This window comes from Georgenia sp. Z1344 (assembly GCF_049856295.1).
Classification (GTDB): domain Bacteria; phylum Actinomycetota; class Actinomycetes; order Actinomycetales; family Actinomycetaceae; genus JB111.
The window spans coordinates 198,719-214,360 of sequence record NZ_JBNDMZ010000004.1; the positions used below are offsets into that span (position 1 = coordinate 198,719).

17 protein-coding genes are annotated in these 15,642 nt (G+C 72.6%); 7 read left to right on the top strand and 10 right to left on the bottom strand.

Annotated features, from left to right (window positions below):
• Positions 1–75: 75 nt before the first annotated feature.
• The 4 genes from ACPYO6_RS05920 to ACPYO6_RS05935 form a co-directional block, all read right to left on the bottom strand.
• Complete coding sequence (locus ACPYO6_RS05920; RefSeq protein WP_425713973.1) at positions 76–756, bottom strand: cation transporter; 681 nt, start codon at positions 754–756, stop codon at positions 76–78.
• On the bottom strand, positions 753–1,112 hold the full coding sequence (gene cmtR / locus ACPYO6_RS05925) for a Cd(II)/Pb(II)-sensing metalloregulatory transcriptional regulator CmtR (RefSeq protein WP_425713974.1): 360 nt from the start codon (positions 1,110–1,112) through the stop codon (positions 753–755). Before cmtR ends, ACPYO6_RS05920 begins: the two co-directional genes overlap by 4 nt.
• 108 nt (positions 1,113–1,220) lie before the next feature.
• Complete coding sequence (locus ACPYO6_RS05930) at positions 1,221–2,291, bottom strand: hypothetical protein (protein ID WP_425713975.1); 1,071 nt, start codon at positions 2,289–2,291, stop codon at positions 1,221–1,223.
• A gap of 210 nt (positions 2,292–2,501) precedes the next feature.
• Positions 2,502–3,155 (bottom strand): winged helix-turn-helix transcriptional regulator, encoded by a 654-nt coding sequence (locus ACPYO6_RS05935; RefSeq protein WP_425713976.1) that lies wholly within the window; start codon positions 3,153–3,155, stop codon positions 2,502–2,504.
• Positions 3,156–3,216: 61 nt separating this feature from the next.
• Between ACPYO6_RS05935 and ACPYO6_RS05940 the strand changes: the two genes are divergently transcribed.
• The 3 genes from ACPYO6_RS05940 (at position 3,217) to ACPYO6_RS05950 (ending at position 6,551) form a co-directional block, all read left to right on the top strand.
• The gene (locus ACPYO6_RS05940; protein ID WP_425713977.1) at positions 3,217–3,927 is read left to right on the top strand and encodes a DUF899 family protein; all 711 of its coding nucleotides are present in this window, start codon (positions 3,217–3,219) and stop codon (positions 3,925–3,927) included.
• 150 nt (positions 3,928–4,077) lie between these two features.
• Entirely contained in the window at positions 4,078–4,881 is an 804-nt protein-coding gene (locus ACPYO6_RS05945) for an alpha/beta fold hydrolase (protein WP_425713978.1), read from the top strand.
• An 89-nt stretch (positions 4,882–4,970) separates the two neighbouring features.
• Entirely contained in the window at positions 4,971–6,551 is a 1,581-nt protein-coding gene (locus ACPYO6_RS05950) for a hypothetical protein (protein WP_425713979.1), read from the top strand.
• Positions 6,552–6,615: 64 nt separating this feature from the next.
• Here the strand turns inward: ACPYO6_RS05950 and ACPYO6_RS05955 are convergent, their stop codons facing one another.
• Complete coding sequence (locus ACPYO6_RS05955; RefSeq protein WP_425713980.1) at positions 6,616–7,431, bottom strand: protein phosphatase 2C domain-containing protein; 816 nt, start codon at positions 7,429–7,431, stop codon at positions 6,616–6,618.
• A 210-nt stretch (positions 7,432–7,641) separates the two neighbouring features.
• On the opposite strand from ACPYO6_RS05955, the gene ACPYO6_RS05960 reads away from it, so the two are divergent.
• From ACPYO6_RS05960 to ACPYO6_RS05970, 3 genes are all read left to right on the top strand, one after another.
• Positions 7,642–8,202 (top strand): DUF421 domain-containing protein, encoded by a 561-nt coding sequence (locus tag ACPYO6_RS05960; protein WP_425713981.1) that lies wholly within the window; start codon positions 7,642–7,644, stop codon positions 8,200–8,202.
• 64 nt (positions 8,203–8,266) lie between these two features.
• On the top strand, positions 8,267–8,530 hold the full coding sequence (locus ACPYO6_RS05965) for a type II toxin-antitoxin system Phd/YefM family antitoxin (RefSeq protein WP_425713982.1): 264 nt from the start codon (positions 8,267–8,269) through the stop codon (positions 8,528–8,530).
• On the top strand, positions 8,530–8,787 hold the full coding sequence (locus ACPYO6_RS05970; protein ID WP_425713983.1) for a type II toxin-antitoxin system RelE family toxin: 258 nt from the start codon (positions 8,530–8,532) through the stop codon (positions 8,785–8,787). Before ACPYO6_RS05965 ends, ACPYO6_RS05970 begins: the two co-directional genes overlap by 1 nt.
• Here ACPYO6_RS05970 and ACPYO6_RS05975 read toward each other — a convergent pair.
• The 4 genes from ACPYO6_RS05975 to ACPYO6_RS05990 are packed head-to-tail and all read right to left on the bottom strand — an operon-like array spanning position 8,750 to position 13,521.
• A complete protein-coding gene (locus ACPYO6_RS05975) occupies positions 8,750–9,832 on the bottom strand; it encodes a LacI family DNA-binding transcriptional regulator (RefSeq protein ID WP_425713984.1) in 1,083 nt (360 codons plus the stop codon). The genes ACPYO6_RS05970 and ACPYO6_RS05975 overlap by 38 nt on opposite strands.
• Positions 9,833–9,854: 22 nt before the next feature.
• Entirely contained in the window at positions 9,855–10,559 is a 705-nt protein-coding gene (locus tag ACPYO6_RS05980; RefSeq protein WP_425713985.1) for a sulfite exporter TauE/SafE family protein, read from the bottom strand.
• A complete protein-coding gene (locus ACPYO6_RS05985) occupies positions 10,556–11,971 on the bottom strand; it encodes an amidohydrolase family protein (RefSeq protein ID WP_425713986.1) in 1,416 nt (471 codons plus the stop codon). Before ACPYO6_RS05985 ends, ACPYO6_RS05980 begins: the two co-directional genes overlap by 4 nt.
• Positions 11,968–13,521 (bottom strand): uracil-xanthine permease family protein, encoded by a 1,554-nt coding sequence (locus ACPYO6_RS05990; RefSeq protein ID WP_425713987.1) that lies wholly within the window; start codon positions 13,519–13,521, stop codon positions 11,968–11,970. Before ACPYO6_RS05990 ends, ACPYO6_RS05985 begins: the two co-directional genes overlap by 4 nt.
• A 139-nt stretch (positions 13,522–13,660) precedes the next feature.
• Here ACPYO6_RS05990 and ACPYO6_RS05995 point away from each other — a divergent pair, with 139 nt between their 5' ends.
• Positions 13,661–14,440 carry a hypothetical protein gene (locus ACPYO6_RS05995; RefSeq protein ID WP_425713988.1) on the top strand — a complete coding sequence of 260 codons (780 nt, stop codon included), beginning with the start codon at positions 13,661–13,663 and terminating at the stop codon, positions 14,438–14,440.
• A gap of 72 nt (positions 14,441–14,512) precedes the next feature.
• Here ACPYO6_RS05995 and ACPYO6_RS06000 read toward each other — a convergent pair whose 3' ends face one another.
• Positions 14,513–15,544 carry a GNAT family N-acetyltransferase gene (locus ACPYO6_RS06000; protein WP_425713989.1) on the bottom strand — a complete coding sequence of 344 codons (1,032 nt, stop codon included), beginning with the start codon at positions 15,542–15,544 and terminating at the stop codon, positions 14,513–14,515.
• Positions 15,545–15,642: the final 98 nt, after the last annotated feature.

The following is a 15,642-nucleotide window of genomic DNA, read 5'->3' on the forward strand; positions in this document are numbered from 1 at the left end:
CCCTGATCGACGAACGCCAACGTACCACAAGTGAGTATTTGTACTTATGTCGATCAGTTGAAGCGCCGGCCGGTCTCAGCTGCAGCAGGCGTCGCCGCACGAGTCGCCCTCGTGCTCACCCGTGAGCACCGCGACCGGCGTGGCGCAGCAGGCATCGCCCCGCCATGCCTCGATCCCCTCACGGACGGCGACGACGGCGATGACCAGGGCCGCGACCGAGTCCGCCCAGGCCCAGCCGAGCAGGCTGTTGAGCAGCAGACCCGCGAGCAGCGCGGCCGAGAGGTAGGTGCAGATGAGGGTCTGCTTGGAGTCCGCCACGGCGGAGGCCGAGCCGAGCTCGCGGCCCGTGCGTCGCTCGAACCAGCTGAGGAACGGCATGACGAGCAGGCTGAGCACGGCGATGCCGATGCCGATCGGGGAGTGCTCCGGCTCGCGCCAGCCGGACAACGACAGCAGCGCGTTCACCGTCACATAGGCGGCCAGGGCGAAGAAGGACACGGCGATCACGCGCAGCGCGACCCTCTCCCGCCTGTCCGGATCGGGCGCGGCGAACTGCCAGGCGACCGCCGCCGCCGAGAGCACCTCGACGATCGAGTCGAGGCCGAACCCGATGAGCGCGGCGGACGAGGCGACGCTGCCGGCGATCAGCGCGACGACTGCCTCGACGACGTTCCAGGTGATGGTGACGGCGACGATGATCCTGATGCGTCGCCGCAGCACCGCGGTCCGGTCGGCGGACAGCTCGACGGCGGTCATCGCACCCCCTCCGGGTCGCAGCAGCCGGGCACCGAGCACTCGGCGTCCATGCACGGCTCGCTCTCGTCGACCGCCAGCGTCACGTCCACCAGCGCCGTGAGCGCCGCGCCGATGTGAGGATCGGCGATCTCGTACCGGGTCCGCCGCCCCTCCGGCTCGGCGACGACGATTCCGCAGCCCCGCAGGCAGGCCAGGTGGTTCGACACGTTCGTGCGCGTCAGGTCGAGCTCGCGGGCGAGCACCGCCGGATAGCCGGGCCCCTCGAGGAGGGCGAGCAGGATCCGCGAACGGGTCGGGTCGGCCATCGCTCGGCCGAGCCGGTTCATCACGTCCACACGCGAGGCAATGGTCAGCATGCGCTGACTATACATCGAACGCTGAACGGTTGACCACGCTCGGGACACCCCGTCGGCACCTGGTGCGTCCGACGGAGGCCGCTGCTCGCCGACCTCCGTCGACGCCCGCTAGGCGTTCACCGCGGCCGCCTGCCGGTCGGCCCCCGCGGCCAGCGTGGCCAGCAGCTCGGGCATGACCGCCTGGTTCCAGAAGTAGCCGCAGTAGTGCGCCACCCCGAAGTCCGGCAGGGCCTTGCGCGCCGCGACCATGCGGCGGTCCATCGCCTCGATGCCGTCGTTGCACTCGAGGCCGAGGTAGATCGTCGCGGAGCCGGTCTCGAGGTCCGCGAGCGGGGCGAAGTAGGCCTCGTCGGAGTCGGACATCGCCGGCAGGTGGAAGAACTCGACGACGCCGCCGGACGCGCGCTGGATGGCGTTCGAGAGGCGGACCGGGAGCGCGATGTCGTCCAGCGGCTGCACGGGGAAGCTCGGCGAGGTGCCGCAACAGACGTGGATGCCGATCCGGACCTCCTCGGGCAGCCCGGCGAGGTGGCCCCGGATGTACTCCTCGGACGTGTACTGCGCGAACAGCTCCTCGGCGGGCAGGTCGGGCACCCAGGAGAACAGCTTCGACCACTCGCCGCCGATGTGGATGAGCTCGGTGCAGTAGTCGACCTGGACGCACAGCTCGTCGGCCGGGACCACCTCGAGGATGCGGCGGTACTCCTCCTGGAGGGCCTGCTGCCACGCCTCGACGACGACCGGCCACTCCTCGACGTCGGGGAAGGTGATCGAGACGACGTCGTGCGCGCCGGGGACCGAGACCTGGAAGCGGACACCCTCGGGGATGCGCCCCTCCTCGCGCAGCCGCGTGAACGTGCGGTAGGAGTCGATGGCATCCTTCGCGTAGGGCAGGCGACCGCGCAGGTCGACGGCCTCGCCGGGCCGGATGCGCAGGGTCCTGAACACCGTGTACGCGTGGTCCTCGGACTGGCCGAGATCGGCGTCGACCTCCTCGAAGCACGGGGCCTTCGCGAGCACCTCGTTGTTGACGGCGCCGATCCAGCCGCGCCGCTCGGGGGTGGTCTCGCCGTCGGGCCAGCTCAGCGCGCGGTCCCCCACGGTGTCGGCGATGAGGGTGAAGACGCCCTCCGCACCGTCGGCGGGGATCCCGCCCGAGAACATCACGTTCTGTGCCATCCGGCCTGCTCCTGTCGTCGCGCCTCGTCGGTCGTCGTCGGGGCGCGCGTCGGCACCCCGGTACGGGGACGGACGCTAACGGCCCGACGACGAACCACGCGTGGTCCCGCCCGACGGTCTCGCCCACCGGGACCGGTGAGACGGCGCCGGCCGCACAAGCCGGTTGCCGGGAGAGGTCGTCGAGACCGGTCAGCAGGTGCCGGTCACCGGTCAGGCGGCGAAGGCCGCGACCAGGCGGCGGACCTCGTCGACGTCGCCGTCGACATCCACCTCGTCGAGCGGGACGCCGTCGTAGAGGACGCCCGCCCACGTGGTCGAGTCGCCGGTCACCCGCGCGGGCGCGTCGGTCGCCGGCTCCCGGACGATCGCGAGCTCGTCGTCCCACGTCAGGCGGAACTCGTACGGCCGGGGGGCCTCGATCCGCGCGTCGTGGAGGAGCAGCCCGACCTCGACCGGAGCGGTCGGTGGGGTCGACGGCGCCATGGTGAGCATCGACTGCACGGTGCCGTCGGGGGTCAGTCCGCCGTCGTCGTCCCGGGTGGGCGAGTCCATCGCCCACCGGCCGAGCGCGTTGAGGAGCGGGCGGAGCTCCTGTCCCCACGGCGTCACGCAGTACCCGGTGGCGCGGGTGGGTGCGGGGAGGTCGACGCGCTCGACGAGGCCGGCGTCCTGGAGCGCCCGGAGCCGCGCCGTCAGCACGGCGGGCGTGACGCCGATCAGGCCCTCGGCGAGCTCGACGAACCTCTTGGGCCCGAGCATGAGCTCGCGCAGGATCGGATAGGTCCAGCGGTCGCCGATGAGCTCGACCGCGTGCGCGGTGGCGCACGCGTCCCCGAGCTCGGCATAGCTGCGCTTGATCGGCATGACCTCATCATTCCACATTCGCTATGGACACGGTAGTGATTGCTCTGTTAAACATATCGCCATGGACATCGCCGACAGGGCAGTCGACCGCACCGCGTGGGAGACCGCGCAGGCCGAGCACCTCACCGCCGAGAAGGCGCACACCCGGGCCGGGGACGCGCTGGCCGCCGCGCGCCGCCGGTTGCCGGTCACCCGGGTCGGGCCGGTCCGGCTCGTCGGCGCCACCGGCGAGGTCCCGCTCGTCGACCTGCTCGAGGGACGCCGCCAGCTCGTCACCTACTCGTTCATGTGGCACCACGGCCGGCCGCACCACGGACAGTGCGAGGGCTGCACGTTCTCGATGAGCCAGGTCTCCGAGGCCACCCAGGCCTACCTCGCCGAGCGCGACGTGGCGTTCGCGGTCCTCAGCGAGGGGACGTGGGCCGAGCTGGCCGCCTACCGCGACTTCATGGGCTGGACGATGCCCTGGTACTCGGTCGAGCACGCACTGGACGAGCCCGCCGTGGCCGGCGGCGGGCAGCTGCGCTCCTTCGTCCGCGACGGCGAGGACGTCTACCTCGCGTTCGAGACCGTGGCGCGCGGGACGGAGCCGTTCGACATGGCGAACCTGCTCCTCGACCGGACACTCCTCGGGCGGCAGGAGGAGTGGGAGGACTCCCCCGCCGGCTGGCCGCAGACCCCGGCCGGCGGGTGGTGGCGCCGCGACGGCCGCCCCGTGGCCCAGTGGCTGCGCACCGACGAGCCCGTCGCGCACGCGACCGCCTGCCACTGACCCAGCACGAACGACCATCGACCGAGACCGGACCACCCACCGGGACCCGACCGCGCGACCCCTACGGACCGATCGACCGGTACGACCCGCACGAACACCAGCTGCACGACCGACGACCGCACGAGACACACCGACGACGAAGGAGCCATCGTGACCACCTCGAGCACCACCACGTCCGCGACCACCACCCACGGAACCGTCACCTCGGCCGACGGGACGACGCTCGCCTGGAGCCGCACAGGATCCGGCCCGGACCTCGTCATGGTCCACTGCGTGGCCACCTCCCGCACCGCCACGCCGCAGCCCGACCTGCCCGGCGCCCTCGCCGAGCACTTCACCGTGTGGACCTACGACCGGCGCGGCACGGGCGAGAGCGGCACCACCGAGCCCTACGCCGTCGAGCGCGAGTTCGAGGACCTCGCGGCGATCGTCGCGTTGGCCGAGGGCCGGCCCGTCACCGCCTACGGCTTCTCCTCGGGCGCCACCCTCCTGCTCCTGGCCGCCGAGGCCGGGGCTCCCGTGGCCCGCCTCGCCCTGCTCGAGCCGCCGCTCATGCCCGCCGACCCCGAGCACGCGGCGCGGGCCGAGGCTCAGCGCCTCATCGACGAGGACCTCGAGGCGGCCCACCGGTGGTTCAACGTCGAGGTGGTCGGGGTGCCCGCGGAGGTCCTTGCCGAGCTGCCGCCCCTGAGCACGCAGGACCTCGAGAACACCCGCACGATCGTCCACGAGCTCACCTTCCTCCCCGGCACGTCCGCGGCGCGGTTCGCCTCGATCACCACGCCCACGCTCGTCATCGCCTCGGAGGCGACGGACCCGGGCATGCTCGACGGTGTGCGCGAGCTCGCCGACGCCGTCCCGTCCGCGACCGCCGCGGTCCTGCCCGGCGAGTGGCACGGGGTCGACGACGCGACCCTCACGGACGCGATCCACGGGTTCGTCTCCGGCAAATGAGCGCGGCGGGGCCGGGGGCGGCGGGACACGGCTAGATTGACGGCGGAACCACGTCGACGTCGTCTCCCCCGGCCCGATCGGAGCACCCCGTGCGCCACCCAGCCCACCCGTCCACGCCCACCCGATCGCGGCGTCCGCTCGCGCACCGGCTGGTCGCCGTCCTCGGCTCCGCCCTCCTCGGCGTCACAGCGCTCGGCCTGCCCGCGGGCGCCGCGCCGGTGCCGGACGGGGAGGAGGCCGACGACGACGCGCCACCCGTCGTCGTGCCCGGGTCCGCCGCGACCGACACCGGCGCCGCACCGGACCAGGGCGGCACGATCGGGTCGGTCGGCAGCTCGCCGACGTTCCACCTCTCGAACTCCCCCACCGGGGCCTCGCCGCGGCAGGTGATCTTCGGGCGGACCGGGGACGAGGTGTTCATCGCCGACACGGACGGCAACGGGACGGACGAGATGATCGTCCGTCGCGGGGCCGAGTTCCACGTGTCGGGCTCCGGCGGGTCCGCCGTGACCACCCACCGGTTCGTCTACGGGCGGGCCGGGGACGAGGTCTTCTTCGGCGACTGGGACGGCGACGGGGTCGACACGCCCGCGGTGCGGCGCGGCAACACGTTCCTCGTGCGCAACGAGAACTCGGCGGGGTTCGCGACGTCGTCGTTCGACTACGGCCGGGTGGGCGACGAGGTGCACGTGGGCGACTACGACGCCGACGGGCTCGACACGATCGCCATCCGCCGCGGCATCCAGATCCACGTCCGCAACACCCTGACCAGCGGACCCGCGAGCGTCCAGTGGCCCTACGGGCGGGCGACCGACAGCGTCCTCGTGGGCGACACGGACGGCGACGGCACGGACACGTTCCACGTGCGGCGGGGCAGCACGGTCTACGTGAGCGACTCCCACGGCGAGACCACCGCCGACCGGACGTTCACCTTCGCCGCCGCCTACGACGTGGCGATCCTCGGCGACTGGGACGGGAACGGCACCGACACCATCGGGGCGCGCGCGGCGGACCGGTCGAGCTGGGGCCGCTGCGCGCCGCTCTCCCTCGGGCAGTCCCGGTACGACACCGGGCTCACCGATCGCGTGTCGATGGCAGTCGCGGAGAACTGGTCGACCTCGTGGGCCACGTTCACCGTGTGCGAGCGGGTCCCCGGGTCCGAGGCCTACCGGGAGCGGTGGTCGACCTCCGCCCGGATCGGCGCCAACGGCACCGCGCGGCCCGGGCAGCCGGCCGCCTGGCACACCTACCGCACGCCGACCGGCGCGTACTCCGTGACCGAGTCCTTCGGCCTCTACGACCCGGGGACGGCGCTCGACCACCGGATCCTCACGCCGTACTCGCGCTGGGGCGGGACGCCCGGGCGGAACTACAACCAGTACTACGACGCGTCCTCGCCGAGCATGGCCAACACGATGCCCGACGAGAACATGTGGCGCCTCGCCCACACCCGCGGCGGCGACTACCGTCAGGGCGCGGTCATCAACTACAACCGGCCGCCGGACAGCCCGATCCGGGAGGGCATGGGCTACGCGATCTTCCTCCACGCCAACCCGGTGGCCACGGCCGGGTGCATCGCGATCCCCGAGCACCTCGTCTCGCGCTACCTGCGCGAGACGCAGCCCGGCGACACGATGCTCCTGGGTGTGCGCGACCACCTGTTCGGCTAGTCGGCGCCGCACCGGTCGGCGCCGGGACGTCGCTCCGACCCGCACCCGGGCCGGGTCTCCTCACCTACACGGCGGTCGACACGACCGTGAGGTCGTCGTGGCGCTTCTCCCCCGGCGCGACGTCGGTGCGGGCGGTCTCGGCGGCCCGGACGGCATCACGGAGCTCGGTCAGGCGTCCGGCCGCACACTCGCGCGCGAACTCCTCGAGGGTGTGCGTGCCGACCTCGAGGAAGGACCGGGTCGCGCCGTCCGAGGCCGCAACGAGGTGGCGGACCTCCGCGCGGCGCACGGTGGTGACGAGCGCGCGGTGCGCGACGTCCGGGTCGTGGCTCGCCACCCAGTAGCCGCCGGGCGTGTTGAGCAGGTCGGCCGCGCGGGGGATCGGGGCCGGCGTTCCGCCCGCGGCGGCGACCCTCGCTGCCTCCTCGCGGTCGGCGGCGAGGCGGTGCACGAGCTGGTCGAGACGGTCGTCGGTGAGGTGGAGCGGGCCGTCCTCACGCACGACGACGATCGAGGAGTCGCACAGGACGAGGCACTCGACGTCGTCGTCCCCGATGCGCCACGCGACCACGGTCGCGCTGGGTGATCCGGACGCGAGGTCGCACGTCGTCGCATGCCGGTCGCGGACGTCGGCGAGCGCCGCCTCGAGGGAGTCGGTCATCGAGGAGTCCCCGCGCTCGAGGATCGAGCCGAACGCCTCCGCGAGCGCGTGGGAGAACCAGGCGACGGTGTGCTCGCAGCCGGCGCGGAACTCCTTCGGGAGTCCCGCCCCGTCGGCCACGACGACGACGCGCTCGCCCACCCAGGACGCGTCCTCGTTCTCGCGGTCGGGGGAGCCGGGGACGGACAGCGCATGGACGGTCGAGGCGTTCGCACCCATGGCGCCAGCGTGGCACGGACGGCGGGGCGCGCGCCGTGCGACGACGGTGGTCGGGGGCGGGTCGATCGTCGTCGTCGGGCGTGGTGTCCTCCGGCGGCGGTCCCCCGGCGCGGACCGGAGGCATGATGTCGGGCAGGAAGGGGGCCGGGACGCCGCGTCGCGGGCGACGGGAGCGGGAGTCCGAGCCCCGGGCGAGTCGACGGAGGACCTGTGCGCGACCTGTTGTTCATCACCCCGACCGAGGCGCTCGCGGTGGCGGTGGCCACCGCGGGGATGTACCTCGCGATGGTTCTGCTCGTGCGGGTCCTCGGGCAGCGGGTGCTGTCGAGCATGTCGAGCTTCGACCTCGTGGCCGTCATCGCGTTCGGGTCGGTCATCGGGCGCGCCGCACTGGGCGAGGCACCCGTGCTGGCCGGGGGGATCGTCGCGCTGCTCACGCTCATCTCGATGCAGGCGCTCGTCGGCCTCGTGCGCCACCTGCGTGGCGGGAACCGGGCGCTCGTGGCGCGGCCCGTGCTGCTCATGGCCGGCTCGCAGGTGATCGACGAGCACATGCGCAAGTGCCACGTGCTGCCCGGGGAGCTGCAGTCCCGGCTCCGGCTCGCCGGTATCAGCCACTACGGGCAGGTGGCGGCGGTGACGTTCGAGCCGACCGGGACCATCAGCGTGCTCCGCCGCGGCGAGCCCGTGGACCCGCTGCTGCTCAGCGGGGTGGTCGGCGCCTCGCTGGTGCCGGCCGAGCTGCTCGCCGAGCACGAGGCCGAGCGGTAGGCGGGCGCCCTGTCGTCACACATTCCGTGTGGCTACACTTGTGGCTATGACTATCGATGATGCGATGGCTCTGCGCGACGTCAAGAACCGCCTGTCCGAGGTTGTCGACCAGGTCGAACGGGAGCACGACCGCGTCGTGATCACGCGGCACGGCAAGCCTGCAGCAGTCGTCATCAGCACCGTTGACCTCGCGTCGCTCGAGGAGACGCTGGAGATCGCGGGCCGTCCGAAGCTCCTCGCCCAGGTTCGGGACAGCCTGGAGGAGATTGCTGCGGGCGAGGCCGAGGTGCTGTCGAAGGACGACATCCTCGCGACGCTTCGGCCCTGATGTCCGAGCAGTACGAGGTGGCGTGGACCCCTTCCGCCCGGCGCGCGCTTCAACGACTGCCGGAGAAGGTGGCGACGGCAGCCATCGAGTTCATCTACGGACCCCTCGCCGTCAATCCTCAGCGGGTCGGCAAGGCGCTGCGCTTCACGCTCGAAGGACTGCACAGCGCCCGCCGCGGTGACTACCGGATCATCTACCGCATCGATGACCGGGTGACGATCACCGCGATCGAGCACCGCTCGGACGTCTATCGCTGACAGGCCCGGTCCCCGTGGAGGCCCGGGGCAGCAGCACCGGCGCGGGGATGGCGCGCGCGCTCACGGCGCCGACGGCGTCGCCGCCGTCCGCGCGGTCGAGCTCCGCGAGCAGCAGGTCGACGGCGACCCGGGAGACGTCGCCGAGGTGGAGGTCCACGGCGGTGAGCGGCGGTCGGGCCGACCGCGCCCGGATGCCGTCGTAGCGGGTGGCGACGAGGAGGTCCTCCCCCACCGTGCGCCCCGCCTCGCCCGCGGCCGCGACGGCACCACTGGCGAAGGCGTCGATCGGCACGCACAACGCGTCGAGGTCCGGGCGCTCGCGCAGGAGCGAGCGCGCGGCCTCGTAGCCGGCCTGCTCGCCGCCCCGTTCGTCGGCGACGGCGATCGCGGGCGAAGCACCCGACGCCTCGGCACGCTCGAGGTAGAGCGAGCGGAAGACCTCCTGGGACTGGCGCCCGCTCGACCCGACGAGGAGGCCGATCGTCCGCGCCCCCCGCTCGGTCAGGTGCGCGAGCAGCAGGTCGGCGACGTCGTGGTGGCGCAGGTCCACCGAGCGGCCGGACCCGGCGCCGTCCAGGTCCTCTCCGATGGTGACGAAGGGGATGTCGCGCTGGGCGAGCTCGGTCGCGAGCGGGTCGTCGGCCGGCGGCTCGAGGAGGATTGCGCCGTCGATGTCGAGGAGGCCGAGCGCGCCCGGGTCCTCCGACGGCGGGACGAGGACGAGGCTGTAGCCCCTCAGGAGGGCGTTCTCGGCGCAGCCGACGGCCAGCTCGGTGAAGAAGCCGAGCCGCGCCGGGCCGGCGGAGACCGCCGTCGGCATCGAGGACAGCAGGGCGATCGCACGGGACCGGCCGGAGCGGAGACGCTGGGCGCGGACGCTGGGCCGGTAGCCGAGCGAGGCCGCGACCTCCTTGACGCGCTCGCGGGTGCCGGCGTGCACCTGGCCGCGGTCGTTGAGCGCGTGCGAGACGGTGGTCCGCGAGACCCCGGCGACGCGAGCGACGTCGGCGATCGTCGGTCGCTTCTGGGCGGGGGAGCTGGTCACGGTGCTCGCAGGCTACCCCCGCTCAGAGGAGGACGACGATCCCGGAGACGATCGCGAACACGAGCACGATCATCCGCAGCAGCTTGCCGTCCAGACGGTGGTGCACCCAGCGACTGACGAACGCCCCGATGCCCACGAACGGCACGAGCGCGGCGCTCATCCCGAGCGTGCCGAGCTCGATCTGCCCACCGATACCGAGCACGACGAGCGAGATCACCTCTCCCACGAGGAAGCACACGGCGACCGTGGCGCGCAGGGTCGGTCCGCTCTTGTGCTGGTAGGCGAGCGCCAACGGCGGTCCCCCGACGCCGGTCGAGGTCTCGGTGACGCCGGTGATGAGGCCGACGCTGACCAGGCCGGTCCGATTGGGGTCGAACGCGGGGGCGAGGAGTGCGACGACGGCGGCGATGATCGTCGACCAGCCGATGAGGAGCATGAGCTGGTGCTCGGTCACCACGACCAGGATCCACAGCCCGGCGAACGTCCCCGCGAACCGTCCCGCGCTGATCCACCGCACGCCGTGCCAGTCCAGGTGCTCCCGCTCGCGCCAGGCGACGTAGGCGTTGAGCGGGATCATCAGCACGAGCAGCAGCACCGGGATCAGCCGCGGCTCGACGAGGCCGATCACCGGCGCCGCCACGAGCGCGAAGCCCATCCCCGTGGAGCCCTGGACGAACGCGGCCACGAGGATCGTGACCGCGGACACGACGAACGCGGTCTCGCTCATGCGTGGGCGACCTGACCCGACGCTCGGTGGTCCGCGGAGAACGGGTGGATCTTGTGGATCGGCGCCCGCTCGACCGCGCGCTCGGCGATCTCGCGCGCCCGGTCGAGCAGCGCGTCGCCGTCGACACCGAGCGGCCGGCCGTCACGGACCCGGAGACGACCCCCGACGACGACGGACTCGATCTGGTCGCGACCGGCCAGCCGGACGAGCTCCCACGGCAGGTCCCACGACGGGACGAGCTCAGGGACGTCGAGCGTGAGGACGAGCAGGTCGGCGTGGGCACCGGCCGAGATCTCGCCGATCTGGCCGGCCAACCCCACGGCGTCGGCACCGCCCGTGAGCCCGCGCTCGAGCCACGTCCACCCGCCGCCCACGGACGAGTCGCCCGAGGGGAGCCCGTGGACGAGTCGCTGCGCGGTCTCGGCCGCGTCGAGCATCCGGAACGCGTCGCCCCGGGTCCCGTCGGTGCCGAGCCCGACCCGTACGCCGAGCTCGTGCATGAGGAGCGCCGGAGCCACCGCGTTACCCTTCCACGCGCTCGCGACCGGGTTGTAGGAGATCGCTCCCCCGGAGTCGCGCAGGAGGGTGATCTCGCGCGGAGTCAGCAGCGTGGTGTGCGCGGCGAGCAGCTCAGGACCGAGCGCACCGAGGTGCGCGAGGCGCTCGAGCGGACGCATCCCGGTGGCTTCCAGGGACCGCTCGACGGCGGCGAGGTGCTCGTTGAGGTGCGTCTGGAAGGTCACACCGGCCTCCCGCGCGAGGGCGGTGACACGGGTGAGCATCTCGTCGGAGGCCACCTCGGGGATCGAGACGGCGAGCGAGGGCTGGACGAGGTCGTGCCCCTCCCACTTGTGGAGGTGCTCGCCGGCGGCGGCGAGGACGTCGTCGACCTCCGCGACCCGCTCGCCGCCCACGAGGTCGTTGCAGATGGTGCCGAGCACGCAGCGCACGCCGACCGCGCCGGCCGCCTCGGCGAGCCGCTCGACCCCGCCGTCCACCGTGGCTCTGGTCCCCGCGTCCGCGACGGTCGTGAAGCCGCCCCGGAGCGACTCCCACGCCGCCAGCCGGGTCGCGACGTCGATGGCCTCCTCGTCCAGGTGCGCCTCCATCGGCACCCAGACCCGGCGGAAGATCTCGGACGGTTCCCCGAAGACGAGGGACTTCCCGAAGGACTGGGTGAGGTGGTGGTGGGCGTCGACGAGCCCCGGCATGAGGAGCCGGCGCGGGAGTCGGACGACGGCCGCCCCCGGGTGGCGCTCCTGGACCACATCGGCCTCCCCGACCTCGGCGACGCGCCCGTCGGCGACGAGGACGCCCTGACCCGTGCGGATGCCGTCGTGCAGGAGCGTGCGCTCCGGGAGCAGAACGGTGGGCCGCTCGTGCAGGTCGGCGAGGTCGACGCGGTCGGTCACGGAGTTCCTCCATGTGAGTCGTGGTCTGCGCGGCTGGTCGTGCGCGGACGTGGGTCGTGCTCGGCGGTCGTGCGCGGGTTCGACCGCCCGGGGTCGGAGGCCTCCGCTTCAGCATGCGTCGGCGCCTCGTCGTGGTCGGGGAGATCGGCGTGGGCACGCTCGTCCGCCTGCCCGCCGCGGGGTGCGTCGTCGTCGGGCGCGTCATCGGTGCTCGCGCCCGGTTCGTCGGCGTCGGCAGAGCGCGACCGGCCGATGTGGTTGAACAGGATGTTCACGAGCACCGCGACCAGGGCGCCCATGGCGACACCGCTCGAGAGGATGCTGCCGAGGGTGGACTCCAGGCCGGAGTACGCACCCGGCACCACGATCGGCAGCAGCCCGAAGCTCAGGCCCGCGGCGACGACGAGCATGTTCCGCTGGTCGCCCAGGTCGGAGCGGCCCAGCATCTGCAGGCCGATGACGGTGAGGATCGCGAACACGACCACGCCGGTCCCGCCGACGACGGGGGCAGGGATCGCGTAGATGATCCGGGCGACCGGGGTGATCAGTCCGATGACGATGAGGATGACACCCGCCGCCGCCGTGACGAAGCGGCTCTTGACGTTGCTCACCCGCACGATGCCGATGTTCTCGCCGCTCGTCACCATGAGCGAGGTGCCGAACATGCCCGCGAAGAGCGAGACGAGCGCGTCGGCGCGGATGGTGCGGGGCGCCGCCTTGGTGATGTCGATCTTCTTGCCGACGATCTCCGCGTTGATCGCGGTCTGGCCGGTGGCCTCCGCCATCGAGGCGAGGGCGAAGATCAGCAGCGGCACCGAGGCGAGCAGGTCGAACTCCGGGCGGCCGAACGGGAACAGCTCGGGCACGGTGGCGACCGGTCCGGACAGGTCGGGGACGTCCACCTGTCCGAGCAGGGCTGCGATGCCGGTCGCCGTGACCAGGCCGATCATCACCGCGAGCTGGCGCACCATGCCGCGCAGCACCCGGAAGAGCAGGACGATGAGCACGATCGTCATGACGCCGAGGCCGATGGCCATGGGGTCGCCGAACGCGTCGGAGTCGGGCTGGCCCGTGATGAGCAGCGCGTTGATGCGGATGAGGTTGACGCCGACGATGACGATCATCGTGCCGATCACCAGGGACGGGAAGAACTTGATGATGCGGCTGAACACCGGTAGCACGATGAAGTAGAAGACCGCGGTGAGCAGCACCGCGCCGGTCGCCGTCGCCGGCCCGTGCTCGGAGGCGATGGCGATGAACATCACCACCGGCGCACCACCGGGCAGCATCATGAACGGCAGGCGGACACCGAACCCCCAGCGGCCCATCGACTGGATGATCGAGCCGATCCCCGAGAAGACGAACGTGATGCTGAGCAGCTGGACGATGAGGTCCGGATCGAGCTGCAGGCTGGCGCCGACGAGGAACACCGACGAGATCGGAGCGGCCGACATGACGAGGACGTGCTGGAGGCCGAACGGGATGATCTTGCGGGCGGGCGGGATCTCGTCGACGGGATGCGGGGTACGAACCTCTGCTGATCGGGTCATGCGGTTCTCCTTTGGACCGGGACCTGAGCGGATGGACTCAAATCGATTTGGCATGAATCGATTTGGGAAGACTATGAGCCACCGCGCCGCGCGTCAACCCCTCCCCTCCCACTCCGGCGCCGATGGTTGACTCGAGGGCGTGACCGACGGGCCGGACAGCGACCGCAAGGCGCCCCGGGCGGGCGGGCCGGGGCGAGGGTGGGCGTTCGCCGTCGTGCTCGTCCTGGTTGTCACGGCCGTGGTCGTCCTTGCCCCGCGTGTCTCTCAGTACCTGCGTGAGGAGGGCGTACCGGTTCTTGGCGAGAGTGCCGAGTGCGTCGTGCGGACGCCGGACGGGGAGGTCGAGCTCACCCGCGACCAGGCGCGACGCGCGACGACCGCGGTCGCCGTCGGTGCCCAGGACGGTCCGACGATCGAAGCGCCCGACACCTCCGACGTCGACGACACCGTGCTCGAGCTCCTCGCCACCGGACCGGCCGACGACGCCGGACCGAGCCTCAGCTGCCGCGGCTCGGCGGCCGACGACCTGCCGGAGGAGGAGATCACCGACACCGGCCTGACCCCGCGGGCCCAGGAGGTCCTCGACGCGATGACGGACGTGTTCGGGGACCAGGTGCTCGGCGGGTTCGCGCCAGGCGGGGTGCAGCGCGCCGGCGAGTCGACCCACAACGACGGCCGTGCGATCGACGTCTTCTTCCAGCCGGTGTCCGAGGAGAACCGCCGGCGCGGCTGGATCCTCGCGCACTGGCTCGTGGCGCACGAGGACACCCTCGACATCCAGTACGTCATCTTCGACGACCGGATCTGGAGCGCGCACAGCCGGCGCGGGCGGTGGCAGCCCTACGACGCACCCGAACCGGCGAACGAGATCCTGCGGCACCTCGACCACGTGCACGTCGACGTGCTGCGCGGCGGGTAGGCGCCGGTCGGCTTGTCGCGCGGACCGGTGGGCGACAGTGCGCGATCAGGGGCGGGCCACCCCGACGAGCGGCTAGAGGGACAGCCGGGCCACGGCCTCGCCGTCGTCGTACTCGCCGGTGAGCTCGAAGCCGGCGGCCAGGTAGAACGGCTCGGGCCCGCCGGGGGCCTGCACCCAGCTCGTCTCGACGGCCGTGTGCCCGGCAGCGCGGAGCTCCGCGGTCCACGCCTCGAGGGCGCGCCGACCGATGCCCCTCCCCTGGTGGCGGCGGTCGACGAGGAAGCGCCACAGGTAGGGGTCCGGCGTGCCGTCGTTGACGGCGTCCGCCCACATGAGGAAACCGGCGGGCTCGCCGTCGGCCTCGATGCCACGCAGCAACGGGACCACGGGATGGCCGGCCTCCGGCTCGGGGAAGAGCGCGTCGGTGAAGGACTGGTCGACGCTCGCGACGAAGCGCTCCTGGGTGCGGTGCGTGCGCAGCCGGCGGTAGGTCCAGACGCTCTCGTGGTCGAGCTCGACGAGGCGGACCGTCTCCGGCGGCGTGCGCGGGCGGTCGCGCCAGGCCCGGCGGTCGTCGGCGGTCATCGAGTAGTGGAGGTTGTCGTCCCACGCACCCCGCCACCAGAAGGACTTCTCCGCGAGGTGGTCGAAGGTCATGCCGAGCCGCTCGAGGAGCCGGGCCGAGGCGCGGTTCTCCGGGGAGAGCTCGGCGACGAGGCGGTGGACGCCGACCCGGTCGACGAGGTCGTCGACGACGGCGGACGCGGCCTCGCCGGCGTACCCCTTGCCCTGGTGCGCCGTCGCGAGGGTGAACCCGATCTCGGCGATCCCGGAGTGCGCGTCGAGGCCGACGTAGAGGTCGCCGACGAGCTCGCCCCCGGCCTCGATCGCGAGCTGCGTGCCGCCGCCGGGCACGACGTCGGTCCGGTCCGCGTGGGCGGCCGCGAGCCGCTCGGCCCGCTCCCGCGGGTACGGCAGGTCCCAGTCCTGGAGCGCGCTGACCTCAGGGTCGTTGCGGTAGGCCGTGAGCGTGTCGACGTCCCGCTCGGCCACCATGCGCACGGTCAGCCGGTCGGTCCGCAGGGGGTAGGGGGTGTCGGTCATGCTCCGATCGTCGCCGGGCCGGAGGGGCGGCGCCAGCGAAATCCGGTCGTGCCGACGGCGTCGGGCACGGCAGGGAAGGTGTCCGTGCCGTGACGCCC